18 protein-coding genes and 1 pseudogene are annotated in these 21,536 nt (G+C 68.5%); 7 read left to right on the top strand and 12 right to left on the bottom strand.

Annotated features, from left to right (window positions below; translation table 11 throughout):
• Positions 1 to 63: 63 nt before the first annotated feature.
• The 3 genes from EDD92_RS34560 to EDD92_RS34550 form a co-directional block, all read right to left on the bottom strand.
• The gene (locus tag EDD92_RS34560; RefSeq protein ID WP_123967922.1) at positions 64 to 981 is read right to left on the bottom strand and encodes an ADP-ribosylglycohydrolase family protein; all 918 of its coding nucleotides are present in this window, start codon (positions 979 to 981) and stop codon (positions 64 to 66) included.
• A 12-nt stretch (positions 982 to 993) separates the two neighbouring features.
• The gene (locus EDD92_RS34555; RefSeq protein WP_030947189.1) at positions 994 to 1,653 is read right to left on the bottom strand and encodes a histidine phosphatase family protein; all 660 of its coding nucleotides are present in this window, start codon (positions 1,651 to 1,653) and stop codon (positions 994 to 996) included.
• Positions 1,654 to 1,786: 133 nt separating this feature from the next.
• On the bottom strand, positions 1,787 to 2,392 hold the full coding sequence (locus EDD92_RS34550; RefSeq protein ID WP_123967921.1) for a YdbC family protein: 606 nt from the start codon (positions 2,390 to 2,392) through the stop codon (positions 1,787 to 1,789).
• Between the two features lie 161 nt (positions 2,393 to 2,553).
• On the opposite strand from EDD92_RS34550, the gene EDD92_RS34545 reads away from it, so the two are divergent.
• The gene (locus EDD92_RS34545; RefSeq protein ID WP_123967920.1) at positions 2,554 to 3,087 is read left to right on the top strand and encodes a TerD family protein; all 534 of its coding nucleotides are present in this window, start codon (positions 2,554 to 2,556) and stop codon (positions 3,085 to 3,087) included.
• Between the two features lie 7 nt (positions 3,088 to 3,094).
• On the opposite strand, the gene EDD92_RS34540 is transcribed toward EDD92_RS34545, so the two are convergent.
• Positions 3,095 to 3,808 (bottom strand): DUF6215 domain-containing protein, encoded by a 714-nt coding sequence (locus EDD92_RS34540; RefSeq protein ID WP_260326939.1) that lies wholly within the window; start codon positions 3,806 to 3,808, stop codon positions 3,095 to 3,097.
• A gap of 410 nt (positions 3,809 to 4,218) precedes the next feature.
• Between EDD92_RS34540 and EDD92_RS34535 the strand changes: the two genes are divergently transcribed.
• The 3 genes from EDD92_RS34535 to EDD92_RS51520 all read left to right on the top strand — a co-directional run bounded on the left by EDD92_RS34535 (position 4,219) and on the right by EDD92_RS51520 (position 6,609).
• Positions 4,219 to 4,554: a YciI family protein gene (locus tag EDD92_RS34535; RefSeq protein WP_185124222.1), complete on the top strand. Its 336-nt coding sequence runs from the start codon at positions 4,219 to 4,221 to the stop codon at positions 4,552 to 4,554.
• 26 nt (positions 4,555 to 4,580) lie between these two features.
• A complete protein-coding gene (locus EDD92_RS34530) occupies positions 4,581 to 5,828 on the top strand; it encodes an RNA polymerase sigma factor (protein WP_185124221.1) in 1,248 nt (415 codons plus the stop codon).
• A 64-nt stretch (positions 5,829 to 5,892) separates the two neighbouring features.
• Entirely contained in the window at positions 5,893 to 6,609 is a 717-nt protein-coding gene (locus tag EDD92_RS51520) for a hypothetical protein (RefSeq protein ID WP_123967917.1), read from the top strand.
• A 6-nt stretch (positions 6,610 to 6,615) separates the two neighbouring features.
• On the opposite strand, the pseudogene EDD92_RS51515 reads toward EDD92_RS51520, so the two are convergent.
• From EDD92_RS51515 to nrdR, 3 genes and pseudogenes are all read right to left on the bottom strand, one after another.
• Positions 6,616 to 6,750 (bottom strand): annotated as a pseudogene (locus tag EDD92_RS51515) (helix-turn-helix domain-containing protein); the annotation flags it as partial.
• A gap of 126 nt (positions 6,751 to 6,876) precedes the next feature.
• Positions 6,877 to 9,771 (bottom strand): vitamin B12-dependent ribonucleotide reductase, encoded by a 2,895-nt coding sequence (locus EDD92_RS34515; protein WP_123967916.1) that lies wholly within the window; start codon positions 9,769 to 9,771, stop codon positions 6,877 to 6,879.
• A 163-nt stretch (positions 9,772 to 9,934) separates the two neighbouring features.
• Positions 9,935 to 10,495 (bottom strand): transcriptional regulator NrdR, encoded by a 561-nt coding sequence (nrdR, locus tag EDD92_RS34510; RefSeq protein WP_123967915.1) that lies wholly within the window; start codon positions 10,493 to 10,495, stop codon positions 9,935 to 9,937.
• A gap of 565 nt (positions 10,496 to 11,060) precedes the next feature.
• Here nrdR and lexA point away from each other — a divergent pair.
• A complete protein-coding gene (gene lexA / locus EDD92_RS34505; RefSeq protein ID WP_123967914.1) occupies positions 11,061 to 11,840 on the top strand; it encodes a transcriptional repressor LexA in 780 nt (259 codons plus the stop codon).
• A gap of 152 nt (positions 11,841 to 11,992) precedes the next feature.
• On the opposite strand, the gene EDD92_RS34500 is transcribed toward lexA, so the two are convergent.
• The 4 genes from EDD92_RS34500 to EDD92_RS34485 all read right to left on the bottom strand — a co-directional run bounded on the left by EDD92_RS34500 (position 11,993) and on the right by EDD92_RS34485 (position 19,193).
• On the bottom strand, positions 11,993 to 13,969 hold the full coding sequence (locus EDD92_RS34500) for an ATP-dependent DNA helicase (protein WP_030947218.1): 1,977 nt from the start codon (positions 13,967 to 13,969) through the stop codon (positions 11,993 to 11,995).
• Between the two features lie 222 nt (positions 13,970 to 14,191).
• A complete protein-coding gene (locus EDD92_RS34495) occupies positions 14,192 to 14,989 on the bottom strand; it encodes a GNAT family N-acetyltransferase (protein WP_123967913.1) in 798 nt (265 codons plus the stop codon).
• Between the two features lie 78 nt (positions 14,990 to 15,067).
• Positions 15,068 to 17,014 carry an IucA/IucC family siderophore biosynthesis protein gene (locus EDD92_RS34490; RefSeq protein ID WP_399184648.1) on the bottom strand — a complete coding sequence of 649 codons (1,947 nt, stop codon included), beginning with the start codon at positions 17,012 to 17,014 and terminating at the stop codon, positions 15,068 to 15,070.
• A 526-nt stretch (positions 17,015 to 17,540) separates the two neighbouring features.
• Entirely contained in the window at positions 17,541 to 19,193 is a 1,653-nt protein-coding gene (locus EDD92_RS34485) for a diaminobutyrate--2-oxoglutarate transaminase family protein (protein ID WP_399185493.1), read from the bottom strand.
• Between the two features lie 621 nt (positions 19,194 to 19,814).
• Between EDD92_RS34485 and EDD92_RS34475 the strand changes: the two genes are divergently transcribed.
• Positions 19,815 to 20,495, top strand: a complete 681-nt coding sequence (locus tag EDD92_RS34475) for a hypothetical protein (RefSeq protein ID WP_123967911.1) — start codon at positions 19,815 to 19,817, stop codon at positions 20,493 to 20,495.
• Positions 20,496 to 20,625: 130 nt separating this feature from the next.
• Positions 20,626 to 20,931: a winged helix-turn-helix domain-containing protein gene (locus EDD92_RS34470; RefSeq protein ID WP_311736790.1), complete on the top strand. Its 306-nt coding sequence runs from the start codon at positions 20,626 to 20,628 to the stop codon at positions 20,929 to 20,931.
• Between the two features lie 6 nt (positions 20,932 to 20,937).
• Here the strand turns inward: EDD92_RS34470 and EDD92_RS34465 are convergent, their stop codons facing one another.
• Entirely contained in the window at positions 20,938 to 21,519 is a 582-nt protein-coding gene (locus tag EDD92_RS34465; protein WP_123967910.1) for a hypothetical protein, read from the bottom strand.
• Between the last annotated feature and the right edge of the window lie 17 nt (positions 21,520 to 21,536).

The raw sequence follows: 21,536 nt of genomic DNA, 5'->3' as shown, positions 1-21,536 counted from the left end.
CGACAAACACAGAGAGTTTTCAGCGGTCTGTCTCGGGAGAAGCCGCACGGGGCCGCGGAAGATTCAAACCGACGGGGTGCGGACGTTCGGCACCCAGTCCGGCAGTGCCTCTGTCAGCCCTGCCCACTCGGCAGGCGGCATGCCGGCCTTCCCGGCGGCGAGCACGCCGCCCACGATGGCGCAGGTGGTGTCCACGTCACCACCGACCTGCGCGGTCGTCCAGAACGCCTGCTCGAAGTCGCCGAGGGCTCGCGCGGCCGACCAGAGCGCGAAGGGCACGGTGTCATGGGCGGACGTACGCCGTCCGCAGCCCAGCACGGCCGCGACGGTGCCCGAGTCGGCGTAGTCGAGCATGTCCCGTGCGCGCCGCAGACCGGCGCCCACGGCGCTCTTCGGGACGAGGGCGACGACTCCGTCGAGGAGTGCCTCAGGGCTCGGCGGACCGCCGGGCGCGGCGACCAGCGCGGCGGCCGCCGCAACTGCCATGGAGCCGACGACGGCCTCCCTGTGCTGATGCGTGGGGTACGCGGAGATCTCCGCCTGATGCGTCGCCTGCTCCGGGTCGTCCGCGTACCAGGCGCCCAGCGGGGCGATCCGCATGGCCGCTCCGTTGCCCCAGGAACCCTGTCCCTTGAAAAGCTCGGCGGCCAGCTCGCGCCAGTCCCCGCCCTCTCGAACCAGCCGCAGCAGCCGATTGACCGCGGGACCGTACCCACGGTCGAAGTCGTGGTGGTGGGCGAAGGAATGCGCCAGGGCATCCTGGTCGATGCGGTGATGGGCGGCCAGGACCGCGACCACGGAGCAGGCCATCTCCGTGTCGTCGGTCCACTGCCAGGGGCCGGGCGGCAGCTCGCGACGCTTCAGCAGCGGATAGTTCACCGGTACGAAGAACTGCGAGCCCAGCGCGTCCCCCACCGCCAGTCCGCGCAGGCTGGCGAGGGCGCGGTCCAGGCGCCCGTCGTAGGAGGAGTCAGGGGTCATCGTCCTGCCACTCTATCCAGTGATTCCGTACGGTTCCGGATCACGCCAGCGTTCAAAAGGCCTGTCGAGCGCGTACTTGCCGTCGTCCCCGAGAACGAGCATCCGCATCTCCGCGTTCCCCGGATTCGACAGCGACTCGAATTCCGCGACCGTCCAGTGGAACCAGCGCATGCAGAACAGCCGCATGGCCAGGCCGTGGGTCACCAGCAGCACGTTGGACGGGTGGTCGGGGGCCTCGAAGCTGCGGTACAGGCTCTCCAGGAAGCCGCCGACCCGGTCGTACACGTCGGCACCGGACTCCCCCTGGGCGAAGCGGTAGAAGAAGTGGCCGTACGCATCCCGGTAGGCCTTCTGGAGGCGCACATCGTCGCGGTCCTGCCAGTTTCCCCAGTCCTGTTCGCGCAGCCGGGGCTCCTCCCGCACCCGTATGAGCTCGGGATCGAGATGGAAGGCGCGCAGGGTCTCGTGCGTACGGCGGTACGGCGACACGTACACGCTGACGCGCTCACGGCCGAAGACCTCGCGCAACCGCTTTCCGGTCTCCTCGGCCTGCTGCCAGCCCCGCTCGGTCAGCGCCAGCGCATGGTCGGGCTCCCGCTCGTAAACGGTGTCATCAACATTGCCCGTTGACTCCCCGTGCCGGACAAGGACGATGCGCCGTGGTCGTGCCATGCCAAAACCCTAGATCGGGTGACGGCCGATCGAGCACTCGTACGCCCCCCATACGGCGCATGTCACACACTTCCTGCACCACTGACCACGCCAGGCCGCACGATTAACGCGTCCAGATTTCAAACCCAACGTGTCAGACCGTCCAGGTCGGCTCCAGCTCAATGATGTCGCCCGTGAGGGCCGCCACGTCCGCCTCCGTCTGGGCCCGCAGGGCGAGCCGCTCCACGCGCTCCGTGCGGTACTTGCCGTGTTCGGCGGCCGATCGCCACATGGACAGCACCAGGAACTCGTGGCCCGGTGCCTCTCCGAACAGGCCCCGGATCATGCCGGGAGAGCCGGCCATGGCGGGGTTCCAGACCTTCTCCTGCATCAGCGTGAAGTGCTCCGCCCGTTCCTCGTGGACTCGGCAGAGGGCGACCCGCAGCAGGTCCGCGTCCGTGAAACGCGGCTCGAAGCCGGTCTTCACGTCGAAGCGGTAGTCGAAGAGCTTGACCTGGGCATCCTTGAAGGTGCCCGACTGGGACGCCGCCAGCCGATCATGGGAACGGGCCATGAAGGAGTCGTAGAAGGCACGGCTCTCCCAGAAGGCGAAGATGTGGGCCACTCCTGTGCGTCCCCGGCTCCAGCCACCGCCTTGTCCCCGAAACCCCGGCTCCCCCAGAAGCCCCGCCCACTTTCGCTGCCCCCGCTCGAAGCCGCGGCGGTCCACCACGGTGCAGCGAATCCACTTGACCAGCACCGCGCCATGGTAAGGCCACGGAGCGTGGCGCCGGTCACGCTCCGGCGGTCAGCACCGGCGCACACCTCCACGCGCGCGTGGCAGGATGGACAACAGGCCCAGTCCGCCGCGCAGTTCGGGCCGGACAGGGGCACACGGGGAGACGGGGAAGGGGAGGTCCGGTGACCGGTATCAACAAGGGGATCCGCAAGGTCGAGGTCGCACTCAAGTGGGACCCCAGTCCGGCGGGACAGGCGGACACCGATCTCGACATCGTCGCCGCCACCTATCCGGCGGGCGACGCATACGGCGATCCCGCCTATGTGGTGCACTTCGACAGCCGTTCCCCGGACGGCACGATCTACCTCAACCGGGACAGCAAGGACGGCAAGGGCTTCGGCTGGGACGAGGTCATGACGCTGGAGCTCGAGCGGCTCAGCGAGCGGTACGCGCGCGTGGTGGTCGGCGTCGTCATCCAGCAGCGCACGGCGCACCGGACCTTCGTCGGCGTGATCAACCCGGGGCTGCGCATCCGCGAGGGCTACACCGTCCTGGCCGAGGACGACTTCGGCCACGTCCTCGGGGCGACGGCGGCCACGGTCGGGGAGTTCATACGCGACGAGTCCGGCGAGTGGACGTTTCGTCCCGGGATCCACGGCTTCGAGGACGACCCGGCGGCGTTCACCCGGGACATGGGCCGGGCGCACCAGCCCTGACGTCCGGTCAGCCGGCGGTCCATCCCGGGACCGTCGGCAGCACCTTCTCGGCGACGCGGAACAGGGCCGCGTCGTCGGGCGTCGCGAAGTCCTGGCGCCAGATGGAGACTTCGAGGTAGCCGCCGCCGTCCTTCACGTCCCGTGCGACCAGCAGGCTGCGGGCGATACCGCCGGGGCCGCTGTCGGCCTTGGTCCTGCCACCACCGAGGTTGAAGCTCAGGGCGATGGTCCGGTCCGAGTAGACGACCGCCGGATGTCCGAGCACCGTCTTCGTCTCCGCGCGGGTGCCCAGGAGGCCGGCCATGTCGGACACGCCGAAATCGTCGTCGGATGCCGAGAGCCTCAGGGAGTACGTCTTCAGGTCGACGTCCGCCTCGGGAGTGGTGGTTTTCGTGCCGTCGGCCGAGGTGATCGTGCTCTCGTTGCCGTCGGCGGTCTCCGCGTACTCGTCCGGTGTGCCGAGCAGTACGGGCAGGTCCGGGCGGTTGAGCGCAGTGCAGAGCCGGGCGCCCGAGACAGGTTTCGACGGCTTGCTGTTGTGCGTGGACGTGCAGGTGGCCGGCCGGCGGTCGGCGGACGCCTTCGAGTCCAGGTCCAGCGCCCACACGAGCCCTGCGAGGCCCCCTACCACCACGATCGCGGCGATCACCTGAGCCGCCACGTTCATGGGCTTCTCAGGCTCGCTCGCCGCCCGCTTGGAGTCGGCGAAATCGTCGACCATGTCCCCCACGTTCCCCACCCTGCCGTTCGCGCCGGTCGTGCGCGGAGGGAGCCTAACCTGTGATCGTCCTGTGGAGGAACAAATTTTCGCATCGGGCGGTATTCGGGGGCGAGCTCGCCAAGGTGGCGGGCGGGGGCGCCCGCTGTTCCCGACCACCGTCCATTGGGCCGGCACCACCTTCATGCTCCCTATGACGGCCGCGTGCATCGCCAGTCGCCGCTGGAGGCACATGGTGCGCTGTATGTGCCGTCGTTTCAGCTGCGCGTCCGTCCGGAGGGGTGCGGTGGCGTGCCGCCCTGCGCAGGTCCTGATGCCATGGTGGAGGGGTTCGATGAGGTCGGCGGAAGATACGGTTGGGAGCCATGATCCCGGAACCTCCAGGCGGGGAGCACGCCCTGCGGAGCAAGTTCATGTTGATCTTTCGCGGGGGCGCTGTCTCGCGGCACGATCTGTCGCCTTCGGAGCTTCAGGCCCACGTCGAGAAGTGGTATCGCTGGTCCGATGAGCTGGCCCGGCAAGGTCGGCGCAACACCGGAACCGCACTTGACAACCCGGGCGCCACGGTCCGGGGCCATGAACGCGTGGTCACCGACGGCCCGTACGCGGAGTCGAAGGATCTGGTGACCGGCAGCATGATCTTTGAGGCCGCCTCCCTGGAAGACGCCATCGACGTGGCGCGCACATGTCCGACATACGAGTTCGGCGGTTCGGTCGAGGTCCGGCCGGTCCAGGACCCTGGGATCTGAGGCTCGTGGACGGAGGGCCTGCAGCGGTGTCATTGCCGGAGCTGGTCGAGGACCTGTTCCGGAAGGAGTACGCGCACCTGGTCAGCGCGCTGACCCGGGTCCTGGGTCCGTCCAACATCCCGCTCGCCGAGGACGTCGTCCACGATGCGCTGGTCAGTGCCATGCACGCCTGGCGTTTCGGATTGCCGCAGGACCCCAAGGCGTGGCTCATCCGGGCCGCCCACAACCGGGCGATCGACATCATCCGCCGCGAACAGCGCCACCGCTCGTTCCTGCCGGAACTGGCGACAATGACGGCGCTGAGCGGCACGATCGAGGCGGCGCTGTCCCCTGCAGCCGAGAGCGCCAGCCAGCTGGCGATGATGTTCACGGTTTGCGACCCCAGCCTGAACCGCGAGACGCACGTGACCCTGATCCTTCGGTGGCTGTGTGGTCTGTCGCCCAAGGAGATCGGTCAGGCGTTCCTGGTCGACACCCAGACCATCGACCGACGGCTGCACCGGGGTCGCGGTCGGCTGCGTCAGCTGGGCCGGCTGCCCGACGTGGACGGCCTCCCCGACATCGACGCCCGGCGGGACTCCGTCCTGCGGTCGCTGTATCTGCTGTTCAACGAGGGCTACCACGGCAGCAACCCGCACGACCCAGTACGTCCGTTCCTGTGCGAGGAAGCGCTGCGTCTCACCGAGCTGCTGCTGGACGCCAAGGCGACGGCACAACCGGACGTGCACGCCCTGGCCGCCTTGTTCTGCTTCGACGCCGCCCGCCTGCCGACGCGCCTGGATGAGCACGGTGTGTTCGTGCCCCTAGAGGACCAGGACCGCAGCCGCTGGGACCGGGCGCGCATCGAGCGCGGGCTGATGCACTTGGCCCGCTCGGCCTCTGGGGATCACATGTCCCGCTGGCATCTGGAGGCCGGCATCGCCTGCGAGCACGCGATTGCGCCATCGATCCGGGAGACCGACTGGGACCGGATCGTCGGCTTCTATCAGGTCCTCGCCCAGCAGTCCTGGAGCCCGGTCGTGGCGCTGAACCGCGGGCTGGCCGTGGCCGAGCGGGACGGCATCGATGCCGGCCGCCGCGAGCTGATCGCCTTGGCCGGCGAGCCGAAGTTGTCCCGGTATCCCTTCTACTGGGCGGCCCGGGCTGACCTGGAACGGCGGGCCGGCTGCCACACCGCGGCCCGGGAGAACTACTCCCGCGCCATTGCGCTGTCCCGGAGCCCGGCCGAGCGCGAGTCCTTCGAGCGGCGGATCGAGAGCCTGGACATCTCCTAGCGCGTGTCCGGTTTCGGCGCCCGCCGTTCGTCGTCCTGGTGAAGACCAGCAGCCAGGAGGAGAAATGAACGATCTACTCGACGCCGCCGTCGCCGCGCACGGCGGCCTGGACCGATGGAACCAGGTCAAGTCGATCACCGTCGACGCCTCTATCACCGGGGCGCTCCTGTCCCTCAAGAACCAGGATGACGCGCTCAAGGACGTTCGCTTCGAGGTGGACACCACGCGGCAGCGGCTGACGATGGACTTCACCGGCCAAGACAAACGGTCGGTCTTCGAGCCCCACCGAGTCGTCCTGCAAAGCCGTGACGACGCGCTCATCGACATACGCGACGACCCAGAGATGTCGTTCGACGGTCATCAGCTCCCGACGCCGTGGGACGACATCCATCTCGCCTATTTCACCGGGGAAGCACTGTGGACGTATCTGAATACGCCGTTCCTCTACACCCTGCCCGGGTTCGTCACCGAAGAAGTCGCCCCCGTCGAGACCGACGGTGAAACGTGGCGGCGGCTCCAAGTGACGTTTCCCGACCACATCAAAAGCCACACCCGCCGGCAGATCTTCTGCTTCGGCCCGGACGGGCTGCTGCGCCGCCACGACTTCACCATCGACATCCTCGGCGGGGCGACCGGGCTGCTCTACACCACCGGCTACCGCGACGTCGACGGCATCGTCATCCCCACCACACGACGCGGCTACGCCTGGCAGGGTGACTACCAGCTCATCCCGGAGCCCCTGCTGGTCGCCATCGACATGGGCGAGATCACCATCCGCTGACCTCAGGCGGCTGATGGGCCGGGTGACCTCGGCATTGACGCCTTTGAGGTCGATCAAGTCGTCAGGACGGCAGTCGAGAATGTCGCAGAGCGCTGCAAGGGCGCCCATCGACAGCCTTTGTGGCGTCTGAGTCACCAGACGACCGAGATCGTGGACTGCACAGTACGCGGGAGGGGCGTCAGCACGAGGCTGACGCCCCTCTCATCAGGGACTACCTGTCAGGTGAGCGTTCACCGAGCGTTGCACTCGATGCGATTCCGCCCTGTTTCAGCTGCAACCGCTGGTCGAGCCGCAGCCCTCGCAGATGTAGCAGGAGCCGGCCCGCTGCATCTTCGTACCGCAGGAGAAGCACAGCGGGGCGTCGGCCTGGATGCCCAGCTGCATCTCCACCAGCTCGGCGCTGGTGTGGGCCTGCTGCGGGGCGGGCTTGGCCGCCTCGACCTCGGCACGCGGCGTGGCGACGGCCTTCAGCTCCTGGGCGCGCGGAGCCGACTGGGCGAGGCCCTCGACGTCCACCTCGTCTTCGGAGGGCTCGTACGAACCGGTCTCCAGGTGACGCTGGCGCTCCTCGGCGGAGTGGATGCCGAGGGCGGAACGCGTCTCGAAGGGCAGGAAGTCGAGCGCCAGGCGGCGGAAGATGTAGTCGACGATCGACTGTGCCATCCGCACGTCCGGGTCGTCCGTCATGCCGGCCGGCTCGAAGCGCATGTTGGTGAACTTCGAGACGTACGTCTCCAGCGGCACCCCGTACTGGAGGCCGACCGAGACGGCGATGGAGAAGGCGTCCATCATGCCCGCGAGAGTCGAGCCCTGCTTCGACATCTTCAGGAAGACCTCGCCGAGACCGTCGTCCGGGTAGGAGTTGGCGGTCATGTAGCCCTCGGCGCCACCGACCGTGAAGGAGGTCGTGATGCCGGGACGGCCCTTGGGCAGGCGCTTGCGGACCGGGCGGTACTCGATGACCTTCTCGACCGTCTCGCGGATGGCCGCCTCGGCCTTCTCCGTGACCTCGGCCTTCTCCTTCTCCTTGGTCTTGGCGGAGAGCGGCTGGCCGACCTTGCAGTTGTCGCGGTAGATCGCGAGAGCCTTGACGCCCAGCTTCCAGGCCTCGAAGTAGATCTCCTCGACCTCCTCGACGGTCGCCGACTCCGGCATGTTGACCGTCTTGGACAGGGCGCCGGAGATCCACGGCTGGATCGCGGCCATCATGCGGACGTGGCCCATCGCGGAGATGGAGCGCTCGCCCATGGCGCAGTCGAACACCTCGTAGTGCTCGTGCTTGAGGCCCGGGGCGTCGACGACATTGCCGTGCTCGGCGATGTGGGCGACGATCGCCTCGATCTGCTCCTCCTGGTAGCCCAGGCGGCGCAGGGCCTGCGGAACCGTGCCGTTGACGATCTGCATCGAGCCGCCGCCGACCAGCTTCTTGAACTTGACCAGGGCGAGGTCGGGCTCGAGACCGGTGGTGTCGCAGGACATCGCCAGACCGATGGTGCCGGTCGGGGCGATGACCGACGCCTGGGAGTTACGGAAACCGTTCTTCTCACCGAGGCGCAGCACGTCCTGCCAGGCCTCCGTGGCGGCGGCCCAGATCGGCGTGTCCAGGTCGTCCATGCGAACGGCCACGGTGTTGGCGTCGGCGTGCTGCTTCATGACGCGGTTGTGAGCACTGGCGTTGCGGGCGTAGCCGTCGTACGGGCCGACGACCGCGGCGAGTTCGGCGGAGCGCTTGTACGACGTGCCGGTCATCAGGGAGGTGATGGCACCGGCGAGGGCACGGCCGCCGTCGGAGTCGTAGGCGTGGCCGGTCGCCATCAGCAGGGCGCCGAGGTTGGCGTAGCCGATGCCGAGCTGGCGGAACGCGCGCGTGTTCTCGCCGATCTTCTGGGTCGGGAAGTCCGCGAAGCAGATGGAGATGTCCATCGCGGTGATGACGAGCTCGACGACCTTCGCGAAGCGCTCGACGTCGAAGGACTGGTGGCCCTTGCCGTCGTCCTTCAGGAACTTCATCAGGTTCAGCGAGGCCAGGTTGCAGGACGTGTTGTCCAGGTGCATGTACTCGCTGCAGGGGTTCGAGCCGTTGATACGGCCGGACTCCGGGCAGGTGTGCCAGTGGTTGATGGTGTCGTCGTACTGGATGCCCGGGTCGGCGCAGGCCCAGGCGGCCTCGGCCATCTTGCGGAACAGGGTCTTGGCGTCGACCTCTTCGATGACCTCTCCGGTCATCCGCGCGCGCAGGCCGAACTTGCCGCCCTGCTCGACCGCCTTCATGAACTCGTCGTTCACACGGACCGAGTTGTTGGCGTTCTGGTACTGGACGGAGGTGATGTCGTCGCCACCGAGGTCCATGTCGAAGCCCGCGTCGCGCAGGGCGCGGATCTTCTCCTCCTCCTTCACCTTGGTCTCGATGAAGTCCTCGATGTCGGGGTGGTCGACGTCGAGGATGACCATCTTGGCTGCACGGCGGGTGGCGCCACCGGACTTGATGGTGCCGGCGGACGCGTCGGCGCCGCGCATGAAGGAGACCGGCCCGGAGGCGTTGCCGCCGGAGGACAGCAGCTCCTTGGAGGAGCGGATGCGGGAGAGGTTCAGGCCGGCGCCGGAGCCGCCCTTGAAGATCATGCCCTCTTCCTTGTACCAGTCGAGGATCGACTCCATGGAATCGTCGACGGCCAGGATGAAGCAGGCGGAGACCTGCTGGGGCTGCGGGGTGCCCACGTTGAACCACACGGGGCTGTTGAAGCTGAAGATCTGGTGCAGGAGGGCGTACGCCAGCTCGTGCTCGAAGATCTCCGCGTCGGCGGGCGAGGCGAAGTACTTGTAGTCCTCGCCGGCCTTCCGATACGTCTTCACGATGCGGTCGATGAGCTGCTTGAGGCTCACCTCGCGCTGCGGGGTGCCGACGGCACCGCGGAAGTACTTGCTGGTGACGATGTTGACCGCGTTCACCGACCAGAAGTCGGGGAACTCGACGCCGCGCTGCTCGAAGTTGACCGAGCCGTCGCGCCAGTTGGTCATGACGACGTCACGGCGCTCCCAGGCCACCTCGTCGTACGGGTGCACGCCAGGGGTGGTGTGGATGCGCTCGATACGCAGTCCCTTGGTCGCCTTGGTGCCCTTGGCGCGGGAACTCCGTGCCGGACCGCTCGCCGTCTCTGTCATGCCGCCTCCCTGTACAGGCAAAAACGCCCTGAAGTGCCCCGATGTTCCCGTGGCACGGTGTTGTGTCTGGTGTTGCGGGCATCTCGCGGTGCCGCCCGCAACGGGTCTTCGATAGCCGCCGTCCGGCCGGAATCGGGGCCTCCGCCCGGTTCCGGCCCGCCGATCAGTCGGCGGCGTGGGCGGGCTCGGGGACCTGAGCAGTCCCTCCGGGCCCGCAGTCTTCTTCCTGGCCCCCCGCGACAGCGTCCTCGCGGTCGTCGTTGTCCGCGGCGACGGGTCGCGTCTCCTCCCTGAGTTCCGCGATCGCGGCCTCGAAGTCCTCGAGCGAGTCGAATGCCCGGTAGACGGAGGCGAATCGCAGATACGCGACGAGGTCGAGCTCCTGCAACGGGCCGAGTATGGCCAGCCCAACGTCATGGGTGGTCAGTTCGGCGCTTCCGGTGGCCCGCACCGCCTCCTCGACCCGCTGGCCGAGCTGGGCGAGTGCGTCCTCGGTGACAGGCCGTCCCTGGCATGCCTTGCGCACGCCATTGATGACCTTGGTACGGCTGAAAGGCTCGGTGACTCCGGACCGCTTGACCACCATGAGCGAGCACGTCTCCACGGTCGTGAAACGACGGGAGCAGTCCGGACACTGGCGGCGCCTGCGGATCGACGTACCGTCGTCGGTCGTACGACTGTCGACGACACGGCTGTCGGGGTGCCTGCAGAAGGGGCAGTGCATGAACTTCCAACCCTCCTCACAGCAGACTCAATAGCCTCGCTGGGCCTCATGGGCCCCTCGAAGCAGCCCCAAGCATAGGCGATCGCCAGGAGCCTGAAGACCCGGGGGACCACAACTTCTGGGCTGCTGCTGCAATCCAACCACTAGATGTGGGGATTGGCCCATGCACGCACCCCCTACGCGCGTGTCGCGCACGTAGGGGCATGTGCCACGCGACCGGGGCGGCGCACCGGATCCGCAGGTGCACAGCCGTACCGTTGCGACACATGCGGAGATACCGTGGGCGCCGCAGGGAGGCGACGTGGGGCTCCCGCAGAGATGGAGACCTGTGCCTGGTTGACGGAATGCCAGATGGCAGACTGGGGCAGGAACCCACGAGGTCAGCACCCCGGCGGTGAAGAGTACAACAATGGGCCCTTTTGTCCGCCAGGTGCCGCGTTAGCTATACACCCAGACACATGATCAAGTACGGCAATCCGCGGTTTTTCACTCGAACGTGTGTTTGGCGCAACCTTTCGAAAGCAACTACCGTTGTCCAGCAGGGAGACCATCGAGAGGGGCCGACGTGACCACCACCGCAGACAGTGCCACCATCACTGCCCAGGACCGCTCCCAGGGCCGACTCGAGCCGGTGCATGCGATGAACGAACCCGTGAATCCCGAGGGGCACAAGCGCTCCCTGCCGGGCCGACCTCCAGGCATCCGGGCGGACAGCTCGGGACTCACCGACCGGCAGCGCCGGGTGATCGAGGTCATCAGGGACTCCGTGCAGCGGCGCGGCTACCCGCCGTCGATGCGGGAGATCGGCCAGGCGGTCGGCCTCTCCAGCACGTCCTCGGTCGCACACCAGCTGATGGCACTGGAGCGCAAGGGCTTCCTGCGCCGCGACCCGCACCGCCCGCGCGCATACGAGGTGCGCGGCTCCGACCAGGGCGCCTCCGTGCAGCCCACCGACACCGCCGGCAAGCCCGCCGCGTCGTACGTCCCGCTGGTCGGCCGCATCGCCGCCGGTGGCCCGATCCTCGCCGAGGAGTCGGTCGAGGACGTCTTCCCTCTCCCCCGCCAGTTGGTCGGTGACGGTGAGCTGTTCGTGCTGAAGGTCGTCGGTGACTCGATGATCGAGGCCGCGATCTGCGACGGCGACTGGGTCACGGTGCGCCGTCAGCCCGTCGCGGAGAACGGCGACATCGTCGCCGCGATGCTCGAAGGCGAAGCCACCGTCAAGCGCTTCAAGCGCGAGGACGGCCACGTCTGGCTCCTCCCGCACAACGCGGCGTACGAGCCGATCCCCGGCGACGACGCGACCATCCTCGGCAAGGTGGTGGCAGTGCTGCGGCGCGTATGACGGCTGCGGCGGGCGGTTCGTACAGAGCCACCCTCTGACCGGGCCCCGGGACCCCTGCGCCGGTTCCGGGGCCCTGTGCTGTCCGGACCCCGCCCGCGGGTGTCCGCATCGGGGGTTGGTCTGTCGCGACGCCGCGACAGACCAACCCCCGCTCATTCGGCCTCTGACTTCTTCGCCGCCGCGTCGATCGCCGCCAGAGACTTCCGGACCTGGTTACGGTCCGTCGTGAACCAGAAGTCCGGCAGTGACGCCTTCAGATAGCTGCCATAGCGCGCCGTAGCCAGTCGCTGATCCAGTACGGCGACCACCCCGCGGTCCCCCGAGGCCCGTACGAGGCGGCCGGCGCCCTGGGCCATGAGCAACGCGGCGTGGGTGGCGGCGACCGCCATGAAGCCGTTGCCCCCCGCGTCCTCCACCGCCTTCTGGCGGGCGCTCATCAGCGGGTCGTCCGGACGCGGGAACGGGATCTTGTCCATGACGACCAGCTGACAGCTGGGTCCGGGGACGTCGACGCCCTGCCAGAGCGACAGCGTGCCGAACAGGCAGGTCTGGGGATCGGCGGCAAAATTCTTGATCAGCTCGCCGAGCGTCTCCTCGCCCTGGAGGAGAATCGGGAACTCCGGGATCCGGGAGCGCAGTTCCTCGGCGGCGAGCTGCGCGGCGCGCATGGAGGAGAAGAGGCCGAGTGTGCGGCCGCCGGCCGCCTGGATCAACTCCGTCAGCTCGTCCAGCATGTCTGCGCGGTCGCCGTCCCGTGCGGGGCGCGACAGATGCTTGGCGACGTAGAGGATGCCCTGCCTGGGGTAGTCGAAGGGCGAGCCGACGTCGACGCCCTTCCACTGCGGGAGGTCCTCGCCCTCGGTGCCTTCCGGTCCGAGCCCGAGGGAGGCACCGACGCCGTTGAAGTCGCCGCCCAGCTTCAGCGTCGCGGAGGTCAGGACGACTGAGCGGTCCGCAAAGAGCTTCTCCCTCAGGAGCCCCGACACCGACATGGGAGCAACGCGCAGGGAGGCTCCGAAGCGGTCGTGGCGCTCGTACCAGACGACGTCCCACTCGGAGCCGTTCGTGATCCGCTCCGCCACGTCGTGCACCGTCTCGACGGAGGCCAGCGCCTGCTTGCGGACCGCGTCCTCGTCCTGGACGGACTTGTCCCGGGTCGCCCCGATCCCGGAGATCACCGTACGGCAGGCGTCGCGCAGCGCCATGAGCGCGTACCCGAGGTCCTCTGGGATCTCCTCCAGACGGCCCGGCAGGGCCAGCTCCATCAGCCGCTCGAAGCCCTCTGCGGCGGTCTGGAGCTGGTCGGCTGCCTTCTCGTTGACCAGTTTCGCGGCGCGGCGGACCGCACGGTTGACCTGGCCGGGCGTGAGTTCGCCGGTGGCCACCCCGGTGACCCGGGAGACCAGCTCGTGCGCCTCGTCGACGATCAGCACCTCGTGCTGCGGGAGGACCGGGGCGCCCTCGATGGCGTCGATCGCGAGCAGCGCATGGTTGGTGACGACCACCTCGGCGAGCTTGGCACGCTCGCGGGCCATCTCGGCGAAGCACTCGGCGCCGTACGCGCACTTCGTGGCACCCAGGCACTCCCGGGAGGAGACCGACACCTGCGCCCAGGCCCGGTCGGAGACGCCGGGCGTGAGGTTGTCGCGATCGCCGGTCTCGGTCTCGTCCGACCACTCGCGCAGTCGCAGCAGGTCCTGGCCCAGCTTGCTGGTGGGCGCGGCCGCCTCGAACTGGTCGAACAGACCCTCCTCCTCGTCCTGCGGGACGCCCTCGTGGAGTCGGTGCAGGCAGAGGTAGTTCGATCTGCCCTTCAGCATTGCGAACTCCGGGCGGCGGCGCAGCAGGGGGTGCAGCGCATCGACGGTACGCGGCAGATCCCGCTCGACGAGCTGACGCTGCAGGGCGAGGGTGGCCGTCGCCACGACGACACGCTCCCCGTGCGCGAGAGCGGGCACGAGATAGCCCAGCGACTTTCCGGTGCCGGTGCCGGCCTGGACCAGCAGATGGGAACCGTCGTCGATCGCCTCCGCGACGGCTTCGGCCATGGTCACCTGGCCGGGGCGCTCCGTACCGCCGACAGCAGTGACGGCAGCATGCAGGAGTTCGGGGAGTGAGGGCTTCGTCATAGCGCGACCACCCTACGACCCGGCACTGACAAACGGGTGATCACGAGGGGGACGAGGGGCGGGATCAAGACCGGGTGCTCCTCGGGTGAGGGTCGGGGTGGATCGCTCGGGAAGATCGGCTCGGATGCCTTGGAGCCGGCGCTGTGGAACACGGGATCTGAGGTGGTGGGAACCGGATCGCCGCGGGCGGTGTACCAAAAGTGACGCCGCTACGACACGGCGTCACAGCAGATCGCGCAGGGACCGGTCTCGGATCATGAGGGCGGCCCGCTTGGCGGGCAGGTCGACCTCGGCGGCGAACCGGAAGCCGGCACTCAGAAAAGCAGCGACGGAGGGGGTGTTGCGAAGGTCGGGTTCCGCAATGACGCGTGCGCAGGCAGGCCGCTTCTCGAGGGCGAGGTCGGCCGCGGCTCTGAGCAGGGTGCTGCCGAGCTTGCGGCCTCGGTCGGCGACCCCACCGATGAGGAGGTGCAGTCCGGTGTCATGAGGTCGAGCGGGATAGTGGCGGGCCACCGGGTCGAGGTCCGCCCGGTAGATCTCCCAGTAGCTCATCGGTGTGCCCTCCAGCACGCCGAGGCACGGAACACTGCGTCCGTCGCCGGAGAGCTGGGCCCGCAGGTGGCTCTCGGTCACGGTCGGAGGGCCGGCGAGCTCCCAGAACTCCGCGACGGCAGGGTCGTTCATCCAGCGGCTGATCAACGGTAGGTCCCGCTCGACGTGCACGGGAACAAGGTGGAACACACCCGCGGGTGTGACGACCGGCCCCCAGTCGGCCACACGGTCGAGGAGGTCGTCGTCGGCTCTGGTGACGGAGACGGGCGGTGCTGCATTTTCGCCCCGGATTCTTGGCTCTTCGGAGTCAGTTTCCGCTGCAAAGAGTGCAAGCAGTTCGTCGGGCAGACGCAGGTCCAGTGTGTCCTCGTTGTCCGTGCCCACGCCGGTGCTGCTCTCGGCCGCAAGGCGGCTCGAGTCGGTGCCGGGGGCGGTGGCTGCATGTGCGCTGGCGTCGGTGGGAGGCACGGCGCCGCTCCTCTCAGAAGACGGGATGGGGCATGTTCCTCAGAAGCGAAGGGAGTTGATGGTGGTCGGTGTTGGCTTTCAGAAATGGAGGGGGTTGGCGATCGTGACGTAGACGGACTGCGTGTCGACCGGGCCGACGAGTTCGTCGAGGCCGTGCAGCCGGGTCAGCAGGTTGGCCTTGCAGCGCAGGAAGGGCGAGTCCAACAGGTGGGAAGGAAGTGAAGTGCCCAACCGGCCGGGACCGGTGGCGACGTCATTGAGGAAGTGGCGGAAGGCGGCGAGCAACAGCTGTTCGTCGGCGAGGCGCTGGGAGCCGAAGGCACCGATGAGGCCGAATACGTTGTTGATCGCGAGGTAGTAAGCGAAACGCTCGTCTGTGACCTCGTCGGAGACGAAGGTGTCGCTGTGCTCGCCGATACCGGGCAGCCGGGTCTCGAGTTGTGTGCGCCGGGACTCGCGGAAGTAGTAGCCCTGGTTGTCGCGGTAGCGGCCGCCGACGGGCCAGCCTTCGGAGTCCAGCAGGAGCAGCGTGTTCTGCTGATGCGCCTCCAGGGCGATACCCGCCTCCGCATCCAGCCACAGCACGGGACGGACGACCTGCTCGAGGTAGCGCAGGAACCATTCGACGGCAACAGCCGCACGGGGACGACCGGTTCGGCCGGCCAGGCCCGTGACGACCGTGGCGAGCCTGGACTGCAGGGCCAACGGTCCGTCCTCCGGACGGCGCGCTGCGCCCGCCGATTTGCTGCATGTCCCGGCCTGCGGCCGGGGCGAGACGAGCCCGGCGATGCAGGACACGCTGTCCGAGGGGGTGAACGGGTTGTGGCGGATCATCACGTCGAGTCCGGCCACAGGGCTGCCGTCCGGGCCGTCCACCGCGAGCCAGGCCGGGTCGCGGACGATGTCGAACCCGGAGTGAGCAGCCTGCCACTGCTTGGCCAGGCCGCTGCGCAGCAGACGGTGGACTTCGACACCTCGGTGCAGTTCTTTGCGGAGGTTCTCGCGGCGCGAGTTGGTGATCCGCAAGCCCAGCGACAGTTTGAGCATGGCAGGGGAGCCGGACCGGTGGACGGTGCGTACGGAGGAGGTGGGGTGCCATGGTGAGCCATGCGCACCGAGGTCGCGGAGAAGCCCGCCGTCGAACAGGGCCGCGGTCTCGACGCGTTGGCGCACCTCACGGAGCTGCCAGGGGTGCAGCGGCAGAGCTGCGTAGCCGTCGGGAAGCGCTAGCTCGGCTTCAGCGAGCCGCGCCATGAGCTGGGACGCGGGGACGACACGGCCGCGCTCGGTCCAGGCGGAGTCCGAGGCCAGTACAGAAGGAGCTACAGCCAACCAGTGCAGAGGGAAGGAGCCGCGCAACTCAGGTGAGTACGACCGCGCTTCGGCCTCGGAGAGACCTTCGCGGCTCTTCGGAGTGGGGTGCAGTGGATGCCCGAGTACGAGTGCCTGCTCGGACGCGAGGAAGAGGTCGGGTCCGTCACAGGGGCGTTCCCGGCGCTCGCGGATGAACGTGACGGTACGGCGGAGGGAGTCGGCGACGCGGCCGACGAGGTCTGGGCCGGAAGTGGAGGCGGTTGGGGCGGGGGCTGGTGTCTGGGCGGTCGCGGGATGGCAGGCGCCGCTGGTCGTGGGTCCGGCGGTGGCGGGCAGGGCGGCCGTGTCGCTGCCAGGGTCAGGCGTCTCCCTCGCCAGCAGCGCAGCGATTGTGACCGCGTCGGCCGGTCGGGATGGTGCGGGGGCGTTGGCGAGGAACGGGAGACCGAACCGGTGCCATCCCGTCCGGGACCAGTAACGGACGGGGACGAGGAGAGCCGTTCCGCTGGCGGGCAGAGGGATACGGAGCGTGCCGTCGTCCGGGGCGTGGAGGCCGGCTTCGCGCACCCAGCAACGCAGCAGGTTCTCGACCGCCGCGGCCTCGGCTGCGGTGCCCGGGTCGGGGTGCTCGAGGAGATCGGCGACGGCGTGACGCGGGCTCTCGGTGACTGGGGCATTGCGCTGCTCCGGAACCCGCTCCAGTTCCGGCACTCTCTGTTGCTCCGGAGTTCTCTCCAGCTCCAGGGCTCTGTGTCGCTCCGGTGCCGACACTTGTCGCGGCACGCTGTGGGGCTGTCCGTCACTTCTCTGTCCCAGAACCCTGTCTGCCCCAGAGCGACCGCCCTCCGGAGTTCCGCCCCCGGCCGAAGCCCAAGCCGGCCCCTGCTCCGGCTGCCGCTCCGACTCCCGGCCCTGGCCCGGTTCCCCCGCAACCGCTCGTCTCTGCTGACAAGGCGCTGACGGGGTCATCGGCGCAGGTGGAACCTGCTGGGAGGGCGGTGCGTCGGAGGGGCCTCGCTCTGGGGCAGGGGTACGGGCGTCGGATGCAGGGGTGGGGTTCAAGGCGGTCCTCGTGGGTGGTTCTGGTTCGTGCGGTGACGAACCGGGGCCGTACTGCGCTACCGGCGAAGTGGAGGTATGGGCGTCCTGGTTTCAAGGAGTTCGAGAGGTCCAGGGGGGGTACGAGTCGTGCACAGGCATGGGGGTTGGTGCCGACGGCACCTACGAGCGGGCCGCATCAGTTGCCGAGGTGGCCCGCCCGTTCGGCGCGCTCGCCCTGGCGTCGGTGCTGGGGATCGGGTCCATGGGGCCGTCGTAATCCGGGTGGTCGGCCGGAGCGGTCGCGGGCCGCCGTCCCCACGGCATCGGCCAGTCGGTCGAGCACGGCGGCGGCCTGTTCGTCGCTGATCGTCAGTGGCGGGAGGAGCCGCACGACGCTTGCGTGGCGGCCTCCCACTTCGACGATGAGGCCACGTCGCAGACACTCCCGCTGGACGGCGGCCGCGAGTTCGGGATCGGCTGGGCGCGGGCTGCCGACCCGGTAATCCCGCATCGCCGCCGGAGTCGTCCCGCGGCTGAAAGGCTCGCAATCCACCGAGGGATCGGCTCCGCCCCTGCGACGGCTCCGATCCAACCCATCGGCCGCCCAACTCGGCCGACCAGAACCTAGATCCGACCCCTTGGGCGTCCAACTCGTCCCGCCGGAAGCCGAATCCAGTCCCTCAAGCCCCCAATCGAGCCCTGCCGGGCCCACAACTCCAGCTCCGGAGCCCTCTCCATCGAACGCCCCGCCGTCGTGCCTCCCGCAATCTCCCTCCGCGTTCACGAGCTCCATCCCGATCATCAGCCCCCGCCCCCGCACCTCCCCGATGCATGGCAAGTCCCTTGCCACAGACCGGAGTTGGGCGAGCATGCGGGAGCCGAGGGTGGCCGCTCGCTCGGCGAGGTCGTTTTCGCGGACGTAGGCCAGAGTGGCCGTGCCTGCGGCCATGGCGAGTTGGTTGCCGCGGAAAGTGCCTGCGTGGGCGCCGGGTTCCCAGACGTCGAGGCTGTCACGGTAGACCACCACGGCGAGGGGGAGGCTGCCGCCGATGGCCTTGGAGAGGACCATCACGTCGGGGGTGATGCCGCTGTGCTCCACCGCCCAGAAGGCGCCGGTCCGTCCGACCCCCGTCTGGACCTCGTCGGCGATCAGCGGGATGGAGTGGGCCGATGTGATCCTTCGCATGCGCCGCATCCACTCGTCCGGCGCGGGGATCACCCCGCCCTCACCCTGGACGGGTTCCAGGATCATCCCCGCGGGACGGGGCACCCCCGACTTGGGGTCGTCGAGGACGGATTCGGTCCAGCGGGCGGCGAGTTCGGCGCCGCGTGGGCCGCCGACGCCGAACGGGCAGCGGTAGTCCTGGGGATAGGGGAGGCGGGCGACTCGTACGTCCGAGGCGCCCCCGGACGCTTCAAGGGCTCCGGCGGTCATGCCGTGGTAGGCGCCGGTGAAGGCCAGGAGTCCGGTGCGGCCGGTCGCGGTGCGGACGAGCTTGAGTGCGGCCTCCACGGCGTCGGTACCCGCCGGCCCGCAGAACTGCACACGGGCGTGGTCGGCGAGGCCGCGCGGCAGGGTGTGGAACAACTCGGTGACGAAGGCGTCCTTGACGGGGGTCGCCAGGTCGAGGACGTGCAGCGGGGCGCCCGAGTCGAGGACTTTGCGGATGGCCTCCAGCACCACGGGGTGGTTGTGGCCGAGGGCGAGCGTTCCGGCTCCGGAGAGGCAGTCGAGGTAGCGGCGGCCGTCGGCGCCCTCGATGGTCAGCCCCCGGGCCCGAACGGGCACGATCGGCAGGGCACGCGCATAGGTGCGCGCAGCCGACTCGCGCGCCGACTGCCGCCGCAGGATCCCCTCGTGCGCGGCCCGCCCGGTCGCGGACACCTCACCGGCAGCACGCCGCCCAAGAGTCCCCTCGGATGCACTCCCGCCGCCTGCAGACTCGGCCACGACTCCCTGTCCTCCCACCGGGGACCGCACACGGACAGCAGAACCCCCACCGGGACCAACCCCGCATCGCTCACCGGGTTACGGGCTACCTCAAGATCCTTTCCGTGACGGAACCGTTGCCGGTCCAACACAAGCCCAGATACAGCGCATTTGACATCCAATGACGACATCAGTCTGGTTCCGTCAAAGCTTGTTCAACTGAAGCGCTCCGGGGTCGGTGGAGGCCCCGGCCTGTACCGAGTTGCGCGGAGACGGGACAGCTGATGGACGCTCTGTTGGCGTCGCCGGAGCCGACCGGGATAGGTGCGATGACCGCGCTGCTCGGGGCAGGAGGTGGTCGGCGGCGGTGTTGCTGCCCGCGTTCCCGGGCCGCGGCCGCCCGGCCACCGATCTGGCTGGAGCTCGCCCAGATCGCCCTCGACCTGCTCACCTGGATACCCATGCTCGCACTGAGCTTGAGATTTGACCTCCATCGTTGCATCAAGGGCCCAGGTCAGTGCCCTGAGGGAGAATCGGCGCATGCCCCTCTCCGGCTCGCTTGCTTCTGCCGATGAGATACGCGCCTACCTCATCGGGCGGTTGAACCTCGCTCTACGCCGCCCCGGGATGTTCGGGAACGAGCCCGCCCTGCGGATGCTGCCGGACCACCTACTACTGTTCGTCGAGGGGCAGCCCGAAGCCTGGTCGGAGCAACAGAGGGCATGGGAGGTGTGCGGGGCCTGGTCCGGCACCGGCGTGACGGGCGCTTTCCGGGACTTCGTCCCCGGCCTCTCCTACGAGTACGGCATGGCGTCGGTCTATGCGGAGTTCGCGTACGACCGTGGATGGTTGAGGCCCGACCGGGTGCTGGCAACCGACGAGTACCGTGCACTTCGGGAGCGCGTGCGTCAATGGGCCGGCGAGGACCGTGTGCGGGCGGACGTCATCGACGAGTTCGGAGCCCCGTCTGTGCTGTTCGGAGGGACGAACCCGCTGTACGGCAAGACCCTCGGCTACCTCACGGAGGACCCGGAGCAACCGATGGTGTCCTTCCACCTCTGGAACGGAAGCACCCCGGATGCGGGGCCTTCATGGCCTCCGGAACATGAGGAGCCCATTCTTCTAGCTGTCCGGTTCGGGAGCGGAGCCTTCCGCACAGCATTCACCTTCACTCCCGAAGGGGAGCGGCGCCGCCTGGAGCTCACCGGACCGGTCGGGTAGCAGCTGATCGGTCACGGAACATGGGCGAAACGAGGCGTTGCACCACCGGAGAACTAGAGATCTTCAACGGCTGGGGTTACGTCCGGTCGTGACGGTCGGAGTGAGGCGCGTTATGCCGGAGGGATGAGGTATGCCAATGTCGGCGAACCGCTGGCGTCGGGCTCTGGCTTCGGGCGGCCGGCGGGCTCTGGTCTCCAAGGGGCCCGGCGGCGCCCGCTGCAAGCTCAACGCCCGTCAACTGCGCACTTTGAAGGTGGTGTTGGAATGCGGTCCGGCCGCGTGCGGCTTTGGCGACCAGTGCTGGAGGCTGACGAGGATCGCCGAGATCGTGCGCCGCCGGTTCGGTGTCGAGTACACCCTGGCCGGGCTCGACACATCGAGGGACTCACGGCCAGGACCGGACTCGACCTCCAACCGCCGCAAACCCAGCCGTTAAAGATCTCTAGACGCGCGCGCCGTGAACATGTCGCGGTTCGGCCAGCAGACCGTAGATCACCAGCACCGACACGAACATCGTGAACAGGGACCAGAACGGGTAGACCGGCAGGAAGATCATCTGGCCGACCAGACACAGTGCCGCCAGACAGATGCCCGTCAGCCGCGCCGCCCTGGAGCCCACGAGCACGCCGATACCGGCCAGGGCCATCACGATTCCGACGGCGACCCAGATCCAGCCCCAGGCCGTGTAGTTGAGAATCAGCAGTCGGTTGCCCTGGGAATACACGGTTGAGTAGTAACCATGATTGAAAATCGCCACGAATCCGTTGAGCAAGTTGAACAGAGCGCTGAGCAACAGCAGGGTCCCGGCGAAAGCCACCCAGTGCGAAAGCTCCATCGGGGGCACTGCGCCGTCTCCTGGAGAAGCTTGTTTCTGCATGGGGTCCATGAGATCCAGCACCACGGAAGACCGCAATCCGTAGTCGGCCGTTTGTGTCGCGTGGTCTCCCTGCGCTTCTGGGCTTCCTGCTCGCTGATGCGCCAGACCGCCGGCCACCGGAGTTCCGCCCGCGCACAGCGCGCTCATCCGCGCAACAGGCTGAG

This window comes from Streptomyces sp. TLI_185 (assembly GCF_003814765.1).
Taxonomy (GTDB): Bacteria; Actinomycetota; Actinomycetes; order Streptomycetales; family Streptomycetaceae; genus Streptomyces.
The sequence above is the reverse complement of the archived record's forward strand: the minus strand, read 5'-3'. Positions and strand labels throughout refer to the sequence as shown.